Origin of the sequence: Brevundimonas sp. (assembly GCF_019636155.1) — a bacterium.
In the GTDB taxonomy this organism is placed as follows: Bacteria; Pseudomonadota; Alphaproteobacteria; order Caulobacterales; family Caulobacteraceae; genus Brevundimonas.
Window position 1 is genome coordinate 21,522 of record NZ_JAHBYB010000005.1, and the last position, 20,551, is coordinate 42,072.

A 20,551-nucleotide genomic window follows, 5' to 3' on the forward strand; every position below is an offset into this window, starting at 1 on the left:
ATGTGTTGGTTCGAACGGTGGCGGCGGCTATCGGAAGTCCCGCGTCCTCACCCGAATGCCTTCAAGCGACAGGTCAGGGATGTAGATGTCCCGTGCTTTCGGCGTTCGGGCGTCCGGCGCACTACCGCGGTAGACCTCGTCGCCCCGCCCATGCGGCAAGTGGAACTCGCCCCTCCGACCTAGGGACGCCAGGAGGTCCGAGCCGTCGTGCAGCCGCTCGGCGACGATGTGCACCACCTCGCCCTCGCGCTGCACCCTGCCGTCGACCACCAGCAGGCTGGCGCCCAGCACCACCCCCCGCTGCTGCTCGTAGAGGCTTGGCCAGATCACCAGATTGGCCACACCGGTCTCGTCCTCGATCGTGATGAACATCACCCCCTTGGCTGAGCCCGGCTTCTGCCGGACCAGAACGAGGCCGGCGACACGGGTCAGACGGCGGTCGCGCATCGCCGTCCCGTCCACGCAGGTCATCACATGTCGGGCCTGGAGTTCGTCACGCAGAAAGGCCAGCGGGTGGTCCCGCAGCGTCACGCCCACGTGGGTGTAGTCCTCCACCACCTCCTGACCGGCGGGCATGGCCGGCAGGGCCGCGTCCGGCTCGTTCACCTCGGGCACCAACTCTCCCGCCTCCGCCGAGGCCGCCGCGAACAACGGCAGCGGATCGTCGCGCAAAGCCTTGATCGACCACAGGGCGTCGCGGCGCGCCAGGCGCAGCCCGTCCAGAAATGCGTCGGCCTCGGCCAGTCGCGTCAGGGCGCCGACGGGCGTCATCGCCCGTCGCCAGAGATCGTCGATGCTGGCGAAGGGCCGATCCCCGCGGTTCGTCACCAGGCGGGCGGCGTCGCCGTTGGACAGGCCGCGGACCATGCGCAGCCCCAGCCGAACCGCAAACCGGTCTTCCCGATCCGTCGGCTCCAGGGTGCAGTCCCATCGCGAGCTGTTGACGCAGACCGGACGGACCTCGATCCCATGCTCGCGCGCGTCCCGAACGATCTGGGCCGGCGCATAGAAACCCATTGGCTGGGCGTTCAGCAGGGCGGCGCAGAAGACGTCGGGGTGATGGCATTTCAGCCAGGATGAGGCGTAGGCGATCAGGGCGAATGAGGCCGCGTGGCTCTCGGGGAAGCCGTAGGAGCCGAAGCCTTCCAACTGGCTGAAGGTCTTCTCGGCGAACTCGGCCGTATAGCCCCGCTCGACCATCCCTCCGACCAGCTTGTCCTTGAAGTGGCTGACCCCGCCCGTGAACTTGAACGTGGCCATGGCCCGGCGCAGCTGGTCCGCCTCCGACGCCGTGAACCCCGCACACTCGATCGCCACCCGCATCGCCTGCTCCTGGAACAGGGGCACGCCGAGCGTCTTGCCCAGAACCTTCTCCAGTTCCGGCTGGGGGAAGACGACCGGCTCCTTCCCCTCGCGGCGCCGCAGGTAAGGATGGACCATGTCGCCCTGAATGGGCCCCGGTCGAACGATCGCGACCTCGATCACCAGGTCGTAGAAGGTGCGCGGCTTGATGCGAGGCAGCATGGCCATCTGCGCGCGGCTTTCGATCTGGAAGACCCCGAGCGTGTCGGCCTTACGTATCATTGCGTAGGTCTTCGGGTCCTCGGCCGGGATCGAGGCCAGGTCGAGGTTCATGGCCTTGTGCTCGCGCAGCAGGTCGAGCCCGCGCCGCATGCAGCTGAGCATGCCCAGGGCGAGGATATCGACCTTCATGAACTTCAGCGCGTCGATGTCGTCCTTGTCCCATTCGATCACCTGACGGTCCTTCATCGCCGCCGGCTCGATGGGCACGAGATCGTCCAGCCGGTCGTCGGTCAGGACGAACCCGCCCGGATGCTGGCTCAGATGGCGTGGGAACCCGATCAACTGGCGCGACAGGTCCAGTGCCAGCCGCAGCCGTCGGTCCTCCAGATTGAGGTTCAGCTCCTCGACATGCCGGTCCTCCACCCCTTCCGAGGAATAGCTCCAGACCTGTGACGACAGGGTTTTGATCAGGTCTTCGGTCAGTCCCAACGCCTTCCCCACATCGCGCAGGGCGCCGCGCGAGCGGTAGCGGATGACGGTGGCGCACAGGGCGGACCGGTCCCGCCCATAGGTGTCGTAGATCCACTGGATCACCTCCTCGCGCCGCTCGTGTTCAAAATCGACGTCGATGTCGGGCGGCTCCTTGCGCTCCTGACTGACGAAGCGCTCAAACAGGAGGTCGTTGCGACCGGGATCGATGGAGGTGATGCCCAGCACGAAGCAGACCGCCGAGTTTGCGGCCGACCCCCGCCCCTGACAGAGGATGTCCCGGCTGCGGGCGAAGCGGACGATGGAGTGGACGGTCAGGAAGTAGGGCGCATAGCCCAGGGTCTCGATCAGGCCGAGTTCGTGTTCCAGCGACGCCCGCACCTTGTCCGGCAAACCTTCCGGATAGCGCTCGGCCGCTCCAGCCCAGGTCAGCGCCTCCAGCGCCTCCTGCGGCGTCTGTCCCGCCGCCGCCTCGCGCGGATACTGGTAGGCCAGCTCGTCCAGGCTGAAGCGACAGCGGTCGGCGATCTCCACAGTCCGGGCCAAGGCTTCCGGGTAGCGGGCGAACAGCCGGTGCATCTCCTCGACCGGTTTCAGATGCCGGTCCGCCGTGCGGCTCCGGCGAAAGCCCATGTCGTCTATGGTGCAGCCTTCCCGGATGCAGGTGACCACGTCCTGCAGGATGCGCCGATCCGGGTGGTGGAACAGGACGTCGTTGGTCGCCACGGTGGCTACTCCCGCCTCGGCCGCCATCTCCGACAGCTGATGGAGCCGCAACTGGTCACGGGGTCGCCGGAACAGGGTCAGCGCCAGATGGGCCTCCCGACCGAACGTATCGACCATCAGGCCTAGCCACCGCCTCAGAACCGCATCCGCCCGCTCGGGGATCAGCACCGCGACCAGGCCTTCGGCGTGGGCGGCGACGTCGTCCCATCCGAGCCGACAGGCGCCCTTGCCGCCGCGCCGCTTGCCCACGGTCAGGAGCCGGCAGAGGCGAGAGTAGGCCGGCCGATCCCGCGGATAGACCAGCACCTCCGCCCCATCCTCCAGCACCAGGCGGCAGCCGACGATCAGGCGCACGCCCGTGACCTTGGCCGCCACATGGGCCCGCACGATCCCGGCCAAGCTGTTGCGGTCCGTCACCGCCAGGGCTTCCAAGCCGCACAGGGCCGCCTGCGAGAAGAGCTCCTCGCAGGAACTGGCGCCCCTCAGAAACGAGAAGTGGGAGGCGCACTGGAGTTCGACATAGTGGGTGGGCCAAGGCGCATTCATCCGAACAGCCCGTGCATGAACCAGGCATGCGATCCGGTGCGCTGGTCTTCGCCATTACCCGCCCGGAACAGCCAGAACCGTCGGCCCGCCTCATCCTCGACCTGGAAATAGTCCCTGACCGCCCAGACCTCGGCGTCCCGACGCCGCCATTCTCCGAAGATCCGCTCGGGACCGTCCGCCTTCACCACGCGCCTGCGTACGCCCCGCCAGGTGAAGTGGGTTGGCGGATTGTCGGGCAAGAGCGCCATCGTCTCGACGGGCTCGGGCCGCTTCAGCAATCTCGCCGGACGTGGCCATTCCGGCGTCCAGTCCAGCACCGGCGCGACGGACAAAGGCGGAGCCTTGCCGACGGAGCGTTCGGGCACGTCGCTCTCAATCGGGACCAGTCGATAGAGCCGCTGCGCGCCGATGCGGTTGGACAGCACATCGACGAGCTCGGAAAGGTCGGGCGTCTCTGCCTGTCCCAGCGCGCTCTCGCCAGGTTTCCAGTGAAGCGGTTCGGCCTGGACGGCGGACAGGGTCATGCGCTCGATGCCGAACCCGGGATCGATCTTCTCGATCCGGTCGCTCAGCAGGCGCGCCAACCTTAAGGCGTCACGGCTGGGCCGGGCCAGGCCTACCCTCTGCGCCTCGATCCGGTTGTCGACCCGGAAACACAGCCAGTCGAGACGACGGGCGCCGAGCCCCAAGGTCTCCATCGCCGTGCACAGCTCCGAGGTCAGGCTCGTGATGTGGCGGGCCAGGGTTTCTGGCGCGCCGATCGGTTCTCCGAACACTCGCGAGACTGTCGGGACCTCCGGGGCCTCGACCGGGATCAGCGGCTCCTCCAGCCGACCGTAGGCCTGGTCGATGCGGCGTCCGAGCTCATGGCCGAACCGGAGCGCCAGAGGCGCGCGCGGTCGATGCGCCACATCGGCGATGCGGTCGAAGCCCATGCGATTCAGATGGGCGATCAGCTCCGACGGTAGGCGAAGGCCCGCCAGCGGCAGACCGCCGATGGCCGCGTCGATGGCGTCCGGCATGATGATCCGGTGCGTTCGCCGGAAGCGAACCACGGCGTGGGCGGCCCCATAGGTCGGACCGATCGCGGCGTCGGCGGCGACGCCTTCGGCTCCCAGACGCTCGATCATGTCCGCAAGCATGGCCGCCTCTCCCCCCTTCAGGTGAGCGGCGCCGGTTGCGTCTATGGCCAGGCCGTCGGGCGGATCCGGCTGGCAGACGGGCGCGTATCGGCGCATCGCCCAGACGGCGAGACGGCCGAGCGCGGCTTCGTCGCCCTTTGGATCGGCCTCGCGAACGTCAAGGCCTGGGATCAGGGCCTGGGCCTGGGTGGCGGCCATGCCGACGCGTGCGCCCTGGGCCATGGCTACCCGGTTGGCGGCGAGCACGGTCCGTCGCCGTCCGGCCCGGCCTGCCAGGATGAGGGGAAGGTCAGGCGGCGGCGCGGCTTCGCCCAGCCCTCGGAGCAGACGATCGACGGGCCAGTTCGGCAGGTAGAGCGAGACGACCCGTCTCATCACAGGCTTCCAGGGTGAAATCCGCGGCCTCGGCGCCGCGACAGCGAAGGAGTTCGACGAACCAGCGCGCCCGCCCGACGCCGGGGACGGGCAAGGGCGTCGAGGGCGCCGGGCTGATGCGCCAGCGGGTGGCCGAGGCCGTGTGCTGACCGAAGTCGGCGGCGTCGCAGGCGCGTCGCCATCGTCGCACCGCCAGACCAAGGCCGCCCGAGCCCTCGGCGGCCAGTTGCAGCCTGCGGGAGGCGACGAGACTGAGACGGGCGGTCTCGGCCACGACGGCGGCCAGACCCGGATGACGAAGCCCTTCCTCGAAACAGGCAAGGAGCGAGGGTTCGTCTCCGGCTTCGACATAGATCACTCGGTCTGGCCCCAGACCGGCCTGCCGCAGGGCCGGGGCGAACAGATCGGGTCGGGTCACGCACCAGAGGACCTGACCAGGACGCCGGGCTGCGATCCCGGCCGCGAACAGGGCTGCGGCCGCGCCGTCCACGGCCTCCTCACCTCCGCCGGCGACCTCGTGAAGGGCGCCGAGCGACAGGCCGCCGCCGGGCAGGTGTCGGTCGAGGTCGCGGACCCCGAACGGGAGGACGCCCGTGGCGCTTCGGCTCCCTTGCTCAAGGGCGCGTATTCGATCGCGCAAACTTTCTAACCCGGCAGGCAGGCTGGCGTGCATGAGAAGCCTCCTGTTCCCAAGGCTGATAAATGTTCTTGTAATGTTCTGGTTCTGGATCGCGCGAAGAGTCAACCTTCGCCGATCCCTTATCCCCGTCGCCGGGGGCTCTGTGGACCGCCTCCCGGAACGACTGGAGACGGTCGGCGCTGGCTTTTCTTCCGAAGTCAGCGATCAATGGAAATCGAAGAGAGGCCCGCATGTGCAACGAGTATCAACTCATCCTGCCGTTCGATGAGGTCATCGAGACCTTCAACAAGACCGGCGATCGCCTCGTGTTTCCCGGCGGCATGCCCAACTTCGGGCCAATGGCGTCGATCCGCATCGGCGACCGGGCGCCCATCATCACCCGGGGACCTGACGGCGCCCAACTGATCGTGTCCCCCTGGGCCTGGAAGTCTCCGCAGGGACGGCCGGTCTTCAACTTCCGATCGGACGGGCGATCATTCGACGGGGTGACGCGGTGCCTGATCCCGGCCGACGGCTTTTTCGAGTTCACGGACGCCGAGCCGGGTCAGAAGCGAAAGACCAAGTGGCGCTTCACCATGGCCGACGCACCGATCTTCTGGGTCGCCGGTCTGGTTCGAGACGGCGCCTTCGCCATGCTGACTACGGAGCCGGGACCGGACATCGCGCCCTATCACGATCGCCAGATCGTGCTGCTGAGACCCGACGCGGCCCGCGATTGGTTGGACCTGCGCAAACCCGAGGCCGAGCTGCTTCGCGCTCTGCCGGAAGGCAGCCTGTCGGTCGAGAAGGTCTTCCCGGAAGCGGCATGAGTTCGGCAAATCGTTACCGACCCAGATCCTGCCCAAGCTGCTTGCCGCTGAAGACCTGGGCGAAGCCGCGCGCGTCGAGCGAAAGAGTGACCGCCTTTCCCACGGCCGGCGGGGTCTTGCCGACGCCCAGCCGGCCATAATGTTCTGAGCCGTCTGCGGTGCGCACCACCACATAGGCGGAGCCGCCCAGTTCGTCGTGGAAGCCGGTCTTCACGACCTTCCCGTGGACCGGCGCCTTGCCTAGTTGTTCCGCCGACCGCGCGCCGTCGAGACGCCGTTGGTTGAGGGTGCGAATGACGTCCTTCGACAGCTGCAGCCTCCGAAGTCGGGCTTCCATGTCCGGGGCCAGTTGGAAGCGCCGCCCTGTTCTTGTGGCGAGGCCCAGGGTCTCCAGATGGCGCAGCCGTCCCCGGGTCAGGGCCGTCCAGGCGTCGGTGCCGCCGATCCCATCATCGACACAGCCGTTCGTGTCCGCGGCTGCCAGGAGACGGCGGTCGAAGGCGGTGAACCGGTCGGCCTCGGTCTCACGCCAGACCCGACGTTCGGCGTCCTGACGGCTGAGGTCTCCGAGGCGTTCCTGGGCCACTTCCTGGGCCCGGGCGCGAAAGCCGTAGCCGATATAATCGCGCGGAATCACCAGGTCGCGGCCGTCGCTTCTCCGACCGCGCACGAGCACATGGGCATGGGGTTGGTCGGTGTCGAAATGACAGACGGCGATCCAGTTCAGACCCGGCTCTCCGAGATCGTCGGCGACCCTCGACATCACCTCCCGGGTGTAGCCTTGGAGATCCGAAATCCGATCGCCGTGCTCCGGTGAGATAATGAAGCGGAAATGGTGCCTGTCCTTCGCCCAGCCTTCCGTCGCGCCGGCTGCATCGACCGTCTCGCGGACCGGTCCGAAGAAGGCGGCCTGGTCTCCATCCTCTCCGGCGCCCATGCGCCCTAGGTAGGCGATGTGGGCGCCGAGCGCCGCCCCCCGAGCGAAGCCCTTGCCCATGTGCCGCGACACGAGCGCCTTCACCGTCACGCGCTGCCGGACGTCCAGACGGAAAGGACGACCCGAGCGGTTCTGGGCCGCCCTCAGACATCCTGCCCGGTCGCCGTAAGCGAAGAGACGTGAGGCTGCCAGTCGCTGGAACATCGCGATCCGCACGCTGGTCTTGTCGGATTTGAGCTTGTGGGGGAGGCGCACGCGAAGGCTCGAGACATCGCTCTTCGATGCTTCGGCTAGGCGGACCTCGATGGCGGTTCGGACCTGCATGATCGGTGCTCCGGCCTGTCTCGGGCGCGGAATCAGACGTCAACTCGACGCAAGTCGACGACCGTCTCCGCAGTCGTCGCAAGTGTCTGCCGGGGCTGAAGAAAACAGAAGGCCAAAACCCTCCTTTTATCTTGCCCTAAGCCCCCATTCTGACGATTTCCAACCAGCCTCTCCAACAGTGAACACAACCGATCAAACCCCGGCAAGACATAGATGAGGTTCGTGTTCGAAGCCCTTCAGGCTCGCCGGATGACAAGAAAAACCCGCCCGGCCGAAGCCGAGCGGGTCGTTGATCCAGTCGTGATGCTTCAGGCGGCTCGTGCCCTGATGGGCAGATGCCGCATTCCGTTCTCCGTCGCCTTCTGTCCGAGGTTGAGCGCCGGTCCGAAGGGCCGTTGTCCTTCCCGGACCCCGGCCACCGAATGGACCAGCGTAAGGCAGACCTCCGGCTCGAGCGCGATGAGCTCGTCGTTCGCCCGGAAGGGAGCCGCCTTGCCGTGGGTGTCGAAATCCGCCCGGGCGAGGATGAGCTTCACCCCCTTCTGCGCCGCCCATTTGATCGCCAGCTTCTCGGAGCCCTTCGCCCCGGTCGTCGCCAGAGCCATGTCCGGCCACTCCGCCTTCGCCCAGTTCAGGGCGTCGAAGATCCGCCCCGCATCCTCCGCCGTGTCCGCCGTCGGCGCGCCCCGGAAGGCGATCACCGGACCGCCCGGATCCGCCTCTCCCGACTTCCGCTGACGGATCGCCCGGATCGCCTGTTTCGCCTCCAGCTGCGCCGCCGTCAGATGCGTGCCTCGCCGCGTTCCCCGCCAAGCCGTCCAGACCTCGCCGGTCGCGATGGTCCAGGTCTCCGACGCCGCATCCCGGATCATTTCGCAGGCCTGGGTTGCGACGTCTCCAGCCCGAGCCTTCGCCGTCGCCTCCTGCAGTTCGACGTCGGCCGCTTCCGATCCGTCGAAGTCCCGGTCCAGGGCCCGCATCGCATCCCGGGCCCGGTCCGCGTCGCGCTCGATCCGTCCGGCCGCCGAGTGGAAGGCGCCGATCAGGGCCTCTCCGAGGATCGTCTGGTAATCTTCCAGAGCGGTGTCCGAGATCACGTCCACGAGCTCGGTCATGAGCGCGCGCCCGAGCTGGATCAGGGCGTCCTCGGTCGGGTGCGGACGCGCATCCCCGAGGGACGCGGTCAGGTCGTCGAAGGCGGAGTCGCTCTTCGAGGACGCGGAGAAGGTGGTGTTGAAGCGGGTCATCGAACCATTCCTTTGAAGAAGAGAATGTCGAAGCGCCCCATGCGCAACGACCCCGGCCTTGGCCACGGCGGGGTCCCCGGCAGTCACCGGAGCGGGCGACCGCTTGTCGGCCGCGGAGGGGAACGGCGAAGCCGTTGACTTCCGGGGTGACGTGACAAGGTTGGAGGGCGTTGTGTGGGGGCAAGTCGTCGTCGCCCTTCGCGACGACGACCCCATTCGGCGCCGTCGCGCCGATGCGGAAGAGGACGCATCGATCTTCTCATCCGTCGACGCCGGCAGGCCGGCGGCGCCCCCATGGGCAGGGAAGCCGTCACGAAGAGACGCCAGCGAGATGCATCAGACCTTCGACTGACATAGGGGCCGGGCGATAGGCGATGGCGGCATGGGCAGCGCAGAAGGCGCCGCGTTCCGACGGACGACCGCAAAGGCTGAAGTCGGCGGCTCCCGGATCGCCATAAGGCCACCGGCAATCCAGACGTCTGATCGAGAGGATGGTGGCGATCCCGTTCACGGGAGGCTCCGGCGGCGCACGATCTTGCGCCTCTGGTCGCGGTCTTCCGCCGGCACGTCGCTCGGAGAGGCCCAGGCGGGCGACCTTGCCGAGCACGGCGTTCCGGGTCAGGCCGCCGCCCAGTTCGCGGGCTATGGTCTCTGCGCTTTTACCCTCGGGCCACAGACGCTTGAGTTGATTGATGCGGTGTTCGGTCCAGGCGGACATCACGGTCTCCTTTCATCGAGCCCCGATGGCTCGCCCGACCGGTCCCTCCCTCCGCCTCTGCTCAAAAGAGAAAGGCCCGGAGCGCGGCGCGCCCGGGCCCTTCAGGTCTCCCGCTCGGATCAGAACGGAATGTCGTCGTTGAGGTCGTAACCGCCGCCCGCCTCGACGCCGCGATCAGCGACGCCGGATCTGTCGCCCGAAGGCTCGGCGGCGGCCCGGCGGTTCTTCAGGCGGATGTCGCTGACGACAAGGCGCAGGTCGTAGTGTTCGACCCCGTCCTTGCCGGTCCAGGTGTCGTTTTCGACATGACCCTGGATCACGACGCGGCTGCCCTTTTTGGCGTAGGGCTGGATGTAGTTCTCCGCCGTCGCCTCGTTGAAGCAGATGCAGTTGAAACCGGTGGTGCGCTCGCCCGGCTCGCCGTTGGCGCGGCGGAAGCGGGTGGTCTCCACCACGCGGAAGCTCGCCCGCTTTTTGCCGGACCCTTGCGCCGACAGGATGGACGGATCGGCGGCCAGATAGCCTTCGAGGGTGAGGGTTTGCATGGTCAGTCTCCTGGAAATGAGGATTATGGATGGGGAAGGTTCAGGCGGCGGCGCGGTCGTCAGCCGCCCCGGAATCTGTGTCGGCATGGCGGTCTTCCGCCCAGTCGAGGACGGTGAGCCGGTTGATCACCAGCTCCTTCGCCGTCCGCTCCGAGCCGTCCCGGGCCGTGTAGGCGGTGTCGATGAAGGCCCCGATGACGACGGCCTCGCATCCTTGGGCCAGGCCGCGGGCGATGACCTTCTCGTTGAGGCCCTTCGACCAGCTGACGCAGTTGACGCCGACCAGCCGGGGCTTGCCGGCATTGTCGGTCCCGCGTTGCTCGAGCAGGCGGAAGACCGCCTTGCCGAAGTCGTCGCTGATCTGGGGATCGGCCGCGAGGCGGCCCGTGAACACCATGGTCTGCATGTCAGTCTCCTGTTGATCCGAAGCCGCAGGGGAGCCGATCTCCCCAATCTCGCTTCACCCGAGACCTCCCTTCCTCCCAACCTCCCGTCCGGGCGCTCTCGCCCGGGCGCCCCGCCTGGAGTGTCGCCATCGATCCGGTTTCGCGCGATGCTGGGGCATGTGCGTTCTCACCCTCGCCTGGGACATTCATCCGGACTGGCTGCTGGTCGCGGCGGGCAACCGCGATGAGGCCCATGCTCGTCCGTCCGCGCCGCTGGCGCGCTGGTGCGACGGCTCCGGCGTCATCGGCGGACGGGATCTGCTCTCCGGCGGCATGTGGTTGGGCGTCTCTGAGCCCCATGCGCGCTTCGCCGTCGTGACCAATGTCACGGGACAGGGCGCGCCCGCTCCAGACCGGTTGAGCCGGGGCGGGCTTGTACACGACGCCCTGGTCAGCAGGACCCCTTTCGAGGCGGTGCAGGCCTCCCGCTACAACCCCTTCAACCTGATCGTCGTCGCCGAGGACCGGGCGCGTGAGCGCACCAATCGCCCCGAACCGCTCGATCGGTCGCTTGCTCGAGGTTGGCACGCCCTTTCGAACGGACTTCTGGACGCGCCCTGGGATCGAAAGGAGCGGCTGACCACGGCCGCTCAGGCCTGGCTCGAGGCCGAGCCGAGGCGGCCCGAAGGACTGCTCGGCCCGCTGGATGATCGTATCGAGGGGCGATCAGCCGATGTGGATCGACCGATCTTTCTCCTCAATGACCTGTACGGCACGCGATGCAGCACGGTCGTCGCCGTGGATCGGGCCGGACGCGGCCGGATCTGGGAACGGCGCTTCGATGCGACGGGCGCGGTCACCGGCGAGACGGAGATCGCGTTTCACTGGCTGATCTGATCTCGAGATGAGACTTTCGCTCAAGAGGCTTAACCAGCGGGTCGCTCGCAGCCCGCTTCTGCTTCGATGCGGCAACCAGGTCAGCCTTGGCCATCGACACGCGAACCTTTGGAGGACACATGGAACAGTCAGCACAGGAGCGTCGCCAGATGGAGGATCTGGCGAAATCTATGGTCGAGCTCTGCGTTCGAAACACCGTGCTGGAGGACTTCCATGCCGGTCGATATCCGCAATCGCGCGCGGGGGATTACTCCGATGTCCGGGTCGTCACGCCGAACGGCGAGATTCCATGGAACGATCTGAGCCGCATCTCTGATGAGGAGATGAAGACCCTGATGATAGAGGTCATCGATCGCGTTTTCACCTACCTGAGCTTTCCGGAGATTCTCGGCGCCATACCAGGCGGTCGGACATGGGACCGGCCCAAGCTGGACGCGGCCCTGATGAAGACCGTCCAACGCCGCCTGGGTCAGGCGGCGACGCCCTCAAGCACTGACTGAACAGGGTGGCGGCGCAGGACGGCTTCGACCACATCCGGCCGGTCCACCGCGACAAACACCCGCGGTGCATAGGCGATGATCTCGACGAAGCAGCCGAGCGCGACCAGGGCGTCGCGGTCGGTGCGCCCACCGACCACCTCCAGCCGCCAGCGGTCCATGAGGCGCGACCGCTTGAGCCATAGTCCGCCCGACAGGGCGAGCTGCACATTGCGGTCGAGCACGGCCGTCGCCGTGCGCCCGCCATCGGCCCAGGCGTCCCCGACCTCGGTCAGGCCCAGGGCCGTCTTCAGGCTCGCAGCTTGAACCTCGTCCAGCACCCGGCCCAGCCACCGCCGCCCGTCCGGCGCGCGGACGCGACGGACCGAACACCCCTTGGCCGGCAGCCGTCCCCAGATCGGCAGGAGAAGCCCCGTCGCCAAGGTCAGGCGTCGGGTCCGCCACGGATCGGTCGCAGCCACCTCGGCGTCCCACACCGCGCGCCATCCGGCCTCGTCGGTCTCGGTCCAGGCCGATTCCTCGAACGCCCTCTCCGGCATGACCTGATGCTGGTCGGGCCGCAGCAGGCGCACGGCCGGGACGAGCCGGTCGTCGTCGGTGGTCGTGGTCAGGCCCAGCTCCGCCAGGGCGGCGCGGCCCGAGCGCTCGTTGACGACCAGTCGGAAGGCTGAGCCATCGGCGCCGTCGAGGGCCGCGTCCGAGGTCACAATCTCGCGGCGAACCTTCAGCTCGAAAGTGACGAGCGCCGTCTCGGCCCCTGTCGAGACGTCGGTGCGGATTGTCTCCGCCTCGACCACTTCAAGCTCCTCGGCCTGAATGTCCTCCAGACCTCGATCCAGATCACCCGAGCTGGCGGCCCGTTCGAGGATGCCGGACAGGATGCTGTCGAAGTCGGCGAACAGGGCATTCTGGTCGGCGATCCGCAGGGCCAGCAGCCGGTTCAGGAAGGTATGGATCGGCGGCAGATCGTCGGACGGCTTGAGCCCGCCGTCGGCATCCCGCAGCTTCAGGCCGGTCTTCGTCTCGAAGTCCTCCAGGCTCATGGACGAGAGCTCGCCGAAGCCGAGAGCGCCATAGAAGACCAGAAGGGCCCGGCGCGCCCAGGGACTTTCCAGATTGTCCTCGGCCCGGAACAGGCCCGCTCCCGCCGTGCGACGCTCGCCCCGCGTCAGGGCCCCGAGCGAGTCCAGCCGCCGGGCGATGGTCGAGGTGAAGCGCTTCTCGCCGTGGATGTCGGTCGTGACCGGCCTGAACAGCGGCGGACTGGCCTGGTGGGTCCGGTGCGACCGCCCCAAGCCCTGGATGGCCGTGTCGGCGCGCCAGCCCGGTTCCACGAGATAATGCGACCGGCGCTGCTGGTTCGGGGCCGACAGGTCGGCGTGGTAGCTGCGACCGGTCCCGCCCGCGTCCGAGAAGACCAGGATGCGTTTCCGCCCCGACATGAAAGCGTCGGTCTCGGATCGCGCGGCCGAGGCGCCGCGCCGCTCGACCACCTTCCGGCCCTCCCGCATCACCACTCGGCGCCCTCGCTCGGTGATTTCGGCAACGGCGTCCGTGCCGAAGGCCTCAAGGAGGGCGTCGAGCACACCCGGCACGGCGGGCAGCAGCGCCATCCGTTCGATCAGGTCTTCGCGCCGGCGCAGCGCCTCCTGGCTCACGGTGGGTCGACCGTCGACCATGACCGGGACCAGGGTGATCGCGCCGTCGTCGCCTTCGATCGCCTCCATCAAGTGCACGGGGAAGGCCTCGCGCAGATAGTCGAGGACGTATTCGCGCGGGGTCAGATCGATGGAGAGATTGTTCCATTCCTCCGGCGGGATCGAGGCCAGCCGCCGCTCCATCACCGCCTCGTTTGTCGAAACGATCTGGACCACGGCCGAACGCCCCTCGGCCAGATCCGTTCGGATGGAGGCGGCCAGGGTCGGCGCCTTGAGCCCCGCCAGCAGATGACCGAAGAAGCGTAGCTTGGCGCCTTCGAAGGCGGAGTGGACGGCGGAGGCCGCCATGCCGCTCTTCGCCTTGCCATCCTCGTCGTTGAACCCGGTCGCCTTCAGCGCCTCGCCGAGGTTGGCGTGAATCAGCTGGAACGCGTCGGCCCATGCGTCCCAGATGCCGATGTCGTCTTCCGTCAGGGCGTGGAAGAGCGGTTCATACTCGACGCCCTCGAACGACAGGGACCGCGCCACATAGAGGCCGAGCGCCTTGAGCTCGCGCGCCACCAGCTCCATGGCGGCCACCCCGCCCTTGTCCATGGCCTCAAGGAAGTCGTCGCGCGACACGAAGGGCGCCTCCGGTCCGCCCCACAGGCCCAGACGGGCCGCATAGGCCAGGTTCTCCGCCGTGGTCGCTCCCGTCGCCGAGACATAGAGCACCCGGGCGTTGGGCAACCGGTTCTGCAGCGCCAGACCCGCCATACCCTGCAGCGAGGCTTTCTTGGCGCCCCGCGCGCCCTTGCCGCCGCCGGCGGCGTTGGCCATGGCGTGAGCCTCGTCGAAGGCGATGACGCCGTCGAAGTCCTCGCCCAGCCAGGCGACGATCTGATCGAGCCGGGACATCTTCTGGCCCCGCGCCGGCTGGCGCAGGGTGGCGTAGGTGGTGAAGACGATGCCCCGGTCGAGCCGGACGCCTTCGCCCAGCTTCCAACTGTTCAGCGGGACGATGTCGTGAGCCCCGCCGCCGATGGCGCACCAGTCGCGCCGGGCGTCGTCGAGGAGAGCGTCGTTCTTGGATAACCACAGGGCCTTCACCCGCCCCTGGGCCATGTTGTCGGCGATGACCGCGGCGATCTCCCGGCCCTTGCCGCAGCCGGTGCCGTCACCGAGGAAGAAGCCGCGCCGCAACTGGACGGCGCTATCGTCCTCCTCTCGCGACAGCCCGAGCTGATGCGCCGCCTCACCGCGCGTCCACCAGGCCGGGAGCATGCCTGCATGCGCCTCGCCGGCGTAGATCACCGTCTCCAGCTGGGCGTCCGAAATCCGGCCATCCTCCCGCACCGCAGGCGGCAGGACCGGCCGATAGGTCGGCGCCGGAGGCGGGACCGAGGCCATTGGGCCCGACTCTACGAGGGGCGACGGATGGGGCTTCTCCTCGGCCAGGACGATCCGCGCCAGCCGATGCGCCTGATAGAGGCCGACGTCCCGACCCTCTCCCGACCAGGGGCGAGTCTCATAGGCGATGGGCGAAGCGCCCGCGAGAAAGCCCAAGCGGCCGGACGGCAGGGCCAGGGAGCGGTCGCGCGGCGCCAGAAGGGCCTGAGCCGCGACCTCAAGCCTGACGCGGGGCTTGGCGGTTGCCCGTTCCGGCACAGCCGAGGTCAAAGCGGCGCAAGCCGCGAGATCCTCTCCGTGGACCAGAGGCGCGATCTCCGAACGACCCTCCAGCCGATCCATGACCAGCAAGCCAGTCTCAACACTCGTTCCGTGTTTGGCAAAGGCGCGCGGCGGGAAGCCGATGCGCGCGAGGACGCGCCCCTTGGCCGCCAGCCGACCCATCAGCCCGTCATCGCTCAGGGCCGTCATCGGCAAGACCGCCGCTACCCGCCCGCCGTCAGCGAGCGCCGAGAAGGCCGCGACCAGATGCGCCTCCAGATTGGTGAAGGGCGGATTGCAGACCACGACGTCGAACCCGCCGGCGCCGGCCAAGAGATCCTGAACATGGCGGCCATCGACCCGCGACCGGGTCGCCGAGGCGAACACGCCGTCGAGCAGATCGGCACGGCCGTCAGCCAGTTCGTTCAGGGTCAGGATACCGCCACAGGCCTCGGCCACGGCGGCGATCAGGCCGGTGCCCGCCGAGGGCTCGAGCACCTTATCGCCGGGCCGCACCTGAGCGGCCAGCACCACGAGCGCGGCCAGCTCCGGCGGCGTGGAGAACTGGTCGAGCGCGACCTGGTCCTCGCTACGACGGGAATGGGTCAGGCCCAGCGCGCCGACCGTCGCCAGAAGGGCGGCGATGCCGACGGGCGCGTCTTCAAGGCGGGCAACCTGCGGCGCCAGCCGACGGATCTGCAGCACGGTCGCCGCCTCTATCGCCTCATAGGCGTCCCGCCAGTTCCACGCGCCTTCGGCGTCGGAGCCGCCAAAGCCGGTGGTCATGACGCTGGAGACCAGCTTGCGATCCAGTGGACGAGATCGGGCCAGCTGTGCCGCGAGCGCTCTGGCGGCGGCCAGAAGATTGGCGGCGCGGTCGCTGGGGCGCGGCGCGGCGAACAGGGAGAGATTGGCTGCTGAGGCGGCGGTCATGGCCGAGGCTCCGATCACCTGGAGCGGGGGGCTCATCCCTCCGGTCCTCCAGGCTCGCCTCGACCGCCCTTTCTCCCGCCTTCAAGACGAAGGCCCGCCGCGACGATGTCGCGACGGGCCTCGTCCTTCTGGATCGGCTGATCAGGCGGCCGCGCCGAGCGCTTCCTCGCCCAGAGGCGTCACCTCGAACGCGCCGGCGCCGTCGTCCGATGGCGTCTGGTCCGCATCGTCATCCGGGGCGCCCGTTTCAGAGGTTGCGGTCGCATCCGCTTCTGGCGGGGTGGTCCAGGACAGGCTGGCCGGCGCCCAGACCTTCTCGGCGGCGTTCTCCTCGACCCAGGGGATGAGGTCCGACTTCTTCAGCAGGGCCGCCCGAACGTCCGCGCGGTCCATCTCCTCCAGCATCTTCAGCAGGAGGGGTTTGGAGTGGGACTTCAGGAACTCCGCATCGGGCGTCCAGTGCAAGGCGATGTCCGCCCCGCAGAGTTCGGCGAGTTCGGCCGCTTCGGCCCTGGCGGCACGGCGGATCAAGGTCGTCCGCTCCTCGCGGAGATCGAGGGTCAGAGCGGTCAGTTCGGCCAGCAGAGCCATCTTGTCACCATGGGCGAGGGCGTGAATCCAGGCGATCACGGTTTGACCCGACGCCTCCCACGCGGCTCGCCGATCCTCGATCCGGCGCCACACATCTCCGTCGAGGCTGTCGATCACCCGACCGCCTGCCGGCTTGAAAGCCGAAGCCGTCAAGGCGAGCGCCGCCTCGGAACGCTGGCCGTGGGTCCGGATGGCCACCTGACCGAACAGTCGAGCGATCAATGCCGTGAAGGCGATGCCGGGATCATCGGCCAGGGCGCGGATCAGACCTCGCGTGGCCACGTCCGTTCGCACGGCGTGAAGGGCGTGGTTTACGCCCTCGGTTTCGGGCTCGGGGGTCTCGACCGAAGGCGGTTGATAGGTCGGCGCCGGGGCCACGCGCGAGGTCGCCTCCGTATCCTGGTCGTCCGCCTCCTCCTCGACCTCCGGTTCTTCGGGGGTGAAGCACTGGATCTCGATCCCCGTGCGCGCCGCCGGCCGCAACACGACGGTCGTCGCCGCGCGGCCACCCCATCCCGCCTGATCCATCGCCAGTCGCGCCCGGATCATCGCGTCGATGGCCATGTCGACCGGCTCGGCGTCGGTGGTCTCGGTGAGTACTTCGGTGACCGCCTCGGCCGCGGCGTTGAAGGCGTCCCGCTTGTCGCGATAGTCCGCCATCTCAGCTGCAGGAAGCATGCCGCCGTACACGTAGCCGGCAGGTTCCAAGTCCTCGGGCAGGTCCGGCGCGGGACCCGCCGTGACGTGAACCGTGAGACCTTCGGCTTCATGCACAAGGGCGATTTCGCGGGCGCGCTTCGTCCAGACCTCGGTGAGGATGGACGGGTCCAGCAGAACGGGCGGCAACTCGCCGAAGAGGTCGGTCTCGGTCCGTCCCCCAGCCTGGGTATAGCGCTCCGGGCCGATCAGCGCGCAACGGGCGTCGCGGGCGGTCACGCGACCTTCGTCGAGCTTTTCAGTTACGCGCCAGTCCTGGAAGCCGTGCCCCTCAAGGGTCATCCTGGCGAGCTCCGCCTGCTCGTCCGCGTCGTTCAGACGGGCGAGCAGACGCGCCTGTCTCAGGTTCAACCGCCCGAGCCTCAGGGCCTGAAGCGCGATATCCGGAAGCGAAGAGAGCGCCGCCAGACGCTTCACATCGAGCTCCGCGTAGCCGAGCGCCTTTGCGATGGTCGGAACGCCGAGCTTGCCCTTCAGCATCCGTCCGATCGCGGTGATGACGTCGGCGATGTGTACGGGCACGGCGGTGTTCGTCAGCAGGACGGCTGCGGCCTGGCGGGCCGGATCGGTCTCGACGAAGACATCGACGAGGAAGCTGTCGTCGATACGGCCCTGTTCGACCAGCAATCGCAGGGCCAGCAGGCGACGACGCCCGTCGAGCGCCATATGGGCCGCCTCCTTCTTCCGACCGGGTCGTACGGTCAGGGGCTGAAGCTGACCGGCGGCGAACAGGGTTTCCGCGAGAAGCGGAATGTCGTCGTCGGGCGGCTCGCCGAAACGGAGATTCTCCGGTGCGATGTCGAGGTCGCGCAGATGAACCAGCGGGCGACTGCGCGTCGAGGCGACCTGGAACGGGGTCGCGACGACGGCGACGGCGGTGGAACGGGTCATGAGGGCTCTCCTGCCGGAGGCGAGGCCCATCCCCGCCTTTCCGGCGCCCGGCGGCTCCCTTCCTTTCCCTCCGCCGGAGGTCGGGCGGCCTCGTTCCAGTCGCCGAAAGGGAGTGGGGGCAAGGCCAGCGTCGCCTCGACGCCTTCGCCCTCCAGGCGGTTCGCCAGCCTGTTGGCCGCCGCTTCTCCGGCTTCCCCTCGATCCCCGGCAATGACGACGGCGGAGACGCCGACGGGCGCACGCCAACGCGACAGATTGCCGGCGGACATGAGGGCCCAACCCGGCAGGCCGAAGCGCGCCATGGCCGACAAGGTGGTGACCACACCTTCCGCCACGAGCATTCGCGCCGCAGCAGGGCGAAGACGAACGGCCGAGCCGGGCAGGACGCGGCCGATCGTTTTGCGGGGGATCCGAAGGCCCGCCGCCAGTCGGCCATTCGCGGAGAGGTAGGTCAGTTCGACGGCTGTCAGGACGTTCGAGGGGCTTCTGATCCCCGCCATCATCGCGCGTCCGGCCCGTCGGCCGGGACGATAGATCGAAAGGGGCGCGCAGGGATGTTCGAGAAGGTCTGTGAGGTCGGGACGCCATGCGACGTGGCGTCCGACTAGATGGCGTCCGACCACGCCGGTCTGGACCGGGTCGACGCCGTCTTGCCACAGGGCGGTCGCCGCAGCCCGCCGTCGGGGATCGTCGACCGGGACTTCTGTCGTCGTTCCACGACCTCCGAGGAGAAGCCCGTCAGCGCTGATCAGCTGTCGACGCCGGAGATCGTCCCGCACCTCCCGCCAGTCCGCCGCGCCGAAGGTGTGGATCACGACACGCTCGCCGCTCAGGAGAAGCGAGACCGACCGATCAGTCGTCGTGTGACCCGGCGCCGGTACATTGGCGCGCAGCCCGTTCTGGTAGAGCTCGCCACCGAGGGCGGCCACGATCGGTCGCAGGCTCATCGAAAATGTCCGAGCGTGCGCAGGCTGGCCGTGCCCTCTCGTCCAACGATGAGATGATCGTGAACCTGGATGCCGAAGACCTTGGCCGCCTCCACGACCTTGCGCGTCATCTCGATGTCCGCGCTCGACGGCTCGGGGTCTCCGGACGGATGATTGTGGACGAGGATGATGGAGGCGGCCGACACCTCGAGGGCCCGACGAACGACCTCCCGAGGGTAGACAGGTGCGTGGTCGATCGTGCCGTGCGCGACGAGTTCGTCGCGAAGGAGGCGGTTACGTTTGTCGAGGAACAGGGCGCGGAACTGCTCCCTGGGCTCTTCGGCCAGAGCCACGCGAACATAGGCCAGCAATGCCGTCCAGGTCGTGATGACCGGCCGCTTTGAGGCTTCGGCTCGCGCCAGACGCTCGCTGAGAATGCGGAACAGCTTGAGGTCCGTCAGCGCCATCGGTCCCAAGCCGCTGGCGCGGGCCAACTCCGGCACATCGGCGGAAGCGATTGTGGCCAGGTCGCCGAACCGGTCGAAGAGCGCGTCGACCGACGCACCGGACGCGTGTCTCAAATTGCGGCCCAGCAAAAGGCCTAGCAGAGCGCGGTCATCGAGGTTGGCGAGAGCGGTTGTGTCGGGTGAACGGGCCGTTGGGTCGAATGCAGGTTCGAGGTCAGGTAACGGGCGCATGGCGATCTCCAGCAAGCTCCCAATCGGAGCATTCCCGGCCGCCCTTCCTTTCTTCCCGGCCGTTCTTCCCGATCACGCCGGATCGGCTCACTCTGAGGAGATGAAATGGTGGCTCGTCCTTCCGATCCTCGCCGCGCCGACGATCGCGCATGCTGATCCCTGCGAGGGTCGACTGCCCAATCAGGCGGGGCAGGCCTTCTCTGGCGCGGTTCGCTATGTCGGCGACGGCGACGGGCTTTGCGTCGGCGACAGCGCAGACCCCTCGACCTGGATCGAGGTCCGCCTCGCCGACTTCAATGCGCCCGAGCTCAATGCAACGGGCGGTCGCGCCGCGCGGGACCAGCTCCGGCGTCTGGTGATGGGACGACGCCTCGATTGCGTCGCGACGCGCGGCCGCAGCGGAAGAGTGATCGTCTACGACCGGGTGATTGCCAGCTGCCGCTTGAACGGTCGGCGCGTCGGCGACCTGATGCGAGCCGTCGGGGTGCGCGAAGGCGGCAACTGATCGTTCGCGCGTCTTCGGCGACCCGGTGTGCGATAATATATTCCGGGCGCGCTGAAACGCCCTGAACCACTGGTCCGGAGCGCGGCCTCTATATCCGCCGCGCGGGCGCTCCCCGTGCCCGGTCACCGCCAGAAAGTCGCCTCAAACAGCTTCCTTCCTCGAACGATGAATGGTCTTCGA

At 68.1% G+C, this 20,551-nt stretch carries 16 protein-coding genes; 5 read left to right on the forward strand and 11 right to left on the reverse strand.

The window, feature by feature from the left end:
* Window positions 1–27 precede the first annotated feature (27 nt).
* Both KF910_RS07065 and KF910_RS07070 read right to left on the reverse strand, forming a co-directional pair.
* The gene (locus KF910_RS07065; RefSeq protein WP_292259945.1) at window positions 28–3,285 is read right to left on the reverse strand and encodes an error-prone DNA polymerase; all 3,258 of its coding nucleotides are present in this window, start codon (window positions 3,283–3,285) and stop codon (window positions 28–30) included.
* Window positions 3,282–4,802 carry a Y-family DNA polymerase gene (locus KF910_RS07070; protein ID WP_292259946.1) on the reverse strand — a complete coding sequence of 507 codons (1,521 nt, stop codon included), beginning with the start codon at window positions 4,800–4,802 and terminating at the stop codon, window positions 3,282–3,284. Before KF910_RS07070 ends, KF910_RS07065 begins: the two co-directional genes overlap by 4 nt.
* A gap of 142 nt (window positions 4,803–4,944) precedes the next feature.
* On the opposite strand from KF910_RS07070, the gene KF910_RS14285 reads away from it, so the two are divergent.
* Entirely contained in the window at window positions 4,945–5,451 is a 507-nt protein-coding gene (locus KF910_RS14285; RefSeq protein WP_323805476.1) for a hypothetical protein, read from the forward strand.
* A 221-nt stretch (window positions 5,452–5,672) separates the two neighbouring features.
* Window positions 5,673–6,251 carry an SOS response-associated peptidase family protein gene (locus KF910_RS07080; protein WP_292259948.1) on the forward strand — a complete coding sequence of 193 codons (579 nt, stop codon included), beginning with the start codon at window positions 5,673–5,675 and terminating at the stop codon, window positions 6,249–6,251.
* A gap of 13 nt (window positions 6,252–6,264) precedes the next feature.
* Here the strand turns inward: KF910_RS07080 and KF910_RS07085 are convergent, their stop codons facing one another.
* The 5 genes from KF910_RS07085 to KF910_RS07105 all read right to left on the reverse strand — a co-directional run bounded on the left by KF910_RS07085 (window position 6,265) and on the right by KF910_RS07105 (window position 10,428).
* Entirely contained in the window at window positions 6,265–7,512 is a 1,248-nt protein-coding gene (locus KF910_RS07085) for a DUF3363 domain-containing protein (RefSeq protein ID WP_292259949.1), read from the reverse strand.
* A 308-nt stretch (window positions 7,513–7,820) separates the two neighbouring features.
* Window positions 7,821–8,759: a DUF2493 domain-containing protein gene (locus KF910_RS07090; protein ID WP_292259951.1), complete on the reverse strand. Its 939-nt coding sequence runs from the start codon at window positions 8,757–8,759 to the stop codon at window positions 7,821–7,823.
* Window positions 8,760–9,069: 310 nt separating this feature from the next.
* Complete coding sequence (locus KF910_RS07095) at window positions 9,070–9,477, reverse strand: GcrA family cell cycle regulator (protein ID WP_292259953.1); 408 nt, start codon at window positions 9,475–9,477, stop codon at window positions 9,070–9,072.
* A 119-nt stretch (window positions 9,478–9,596) separates the two neighbouring features.
* Window positions 9,597–10,022 (reverse strand): single-stranded DNA-binding protein, encoded by a 426-nt coding sequence (locus tag KF910_RS07100; protein ID WP_292259954.1) that lies wholly within the window; start codon window positions 10,020–10,022, stop codon window positions 9,597–9,599.
* Between the two features lie 40 nt (window positions 10,023–10,062).
* The gene (locus KF910_RS07105; protein WP_292259955.1) at window positions 10,063–10,428 is read right to left on the reverse strand and encodes a single-stranded DNA-binding protein; all 366 of its coding nucleotides are present in this window, start codon (window positions 10,426–10,428) and stop codon (window positions 10,063–10,065) included.
* 157 nt (window positions 10,429–10,585) lie between these two features.
* Here KF910_RS07105 and KF910_RS07110 point away from each other — a divergent pair, with 157 nt between their 5' ends.
* Both KF910_RS07110 and KF910_RS07115 read left to right on the forward strand, forming a co-directional pair.
* A complete protein-coding gene (locus tag KF910_RS07110; RefSeq protein WP_292259957.1) occupies window positions 10,586–11,305 on the forward strand; it encodes an NRDE family protein in 720 nt (239 codons plus the stop codon).
* 86 nt (window positions 11,306–11,391) lie between these two features.
* Entirely contained in the window at window positions 11,392–11,805 is a 414-nt protein-coding gene (locus KF910_RS07115) for a hypothetical protein (protein ID WP_292259958.1), read from the forward strand.
* On the opposite strand, the gene KF910_RS07120 is transcribed toward KF910_RS07115, so the two are convergent.
* The 4 genes from KF910_RS07120 to radC all read right to left on the reverse strand — a co-directional run bounded on the left by KF910_RS07120 (window position 11,775) and on the right by radC (window position 19,881).
* Window positions 11,775–16,079 (reverse strand): strawberry notch family protein, encoded by a 4,305-nt coding sequence (locus KF910_RS07120; RefSeq protein WP_292259960.1) that lies wholly within the window; start codon window positions 16,077–16,079, stop codon window positions 11,775–11,777. The two genes, KF910_RS07115 and KF910_RS07120, sit on opposite strands and share 31 nt — an antisense overlap.
* A 105-nt stretch (window positions 16,080–16,184) precedes the next feature.
* On the reverse strand, window positions 16,185–18,272 hold the full coding sequence (locus KF910_RS07125) for a ParB/RepB/Spo0J family partition protein (protein WP_292259961.1): 2,088 nt from the start codon (window positions 18,270–18,272) through the stop codon (window positions 16,185–16,187).
* Window positions 18,239–19,189, reverse strand: coding sequence for a toprim domain-containing protein (locus tag KF910_RS07130; protein WP_292259963.1), 951 nt, complete (start codon window positions 19,187–19,189; stop codon window positions 18,239–18,241). Before KF910_RS07130 ends, KF910_RS07125 begins: the two co-directional genes overlap by 34 nt.
* Complete coding sequence (gene radC / locus KF910_RS07135; protein ID WP_292259965.1) at window positions 19,186–19,881, reverse strand: RadC family protein; 696 nt, start codon at window positions 19,879–19,881, stop codon at window positions 19,186–19,188. Before radC ends, KF910_RS07130 begins: the two co-directional genes overlap by 4 nt.
* Here radC and KF910_RS07140 point away from each other — a divergent pair.
* Entirely contained in the window at window positions 19,865–20,371 is a 507-nt protein-coding gene (locus KF910_RS07140; protein WP_292259966.1) for a thermonuclease family protein, read from the forward strand. The two genes, radC and KF910_RS07140, sit on opposite strands and share 17 nt — an antisense overlap.
* Window positions 20,372–20,551: the final 180 nt, after the last annotated feature.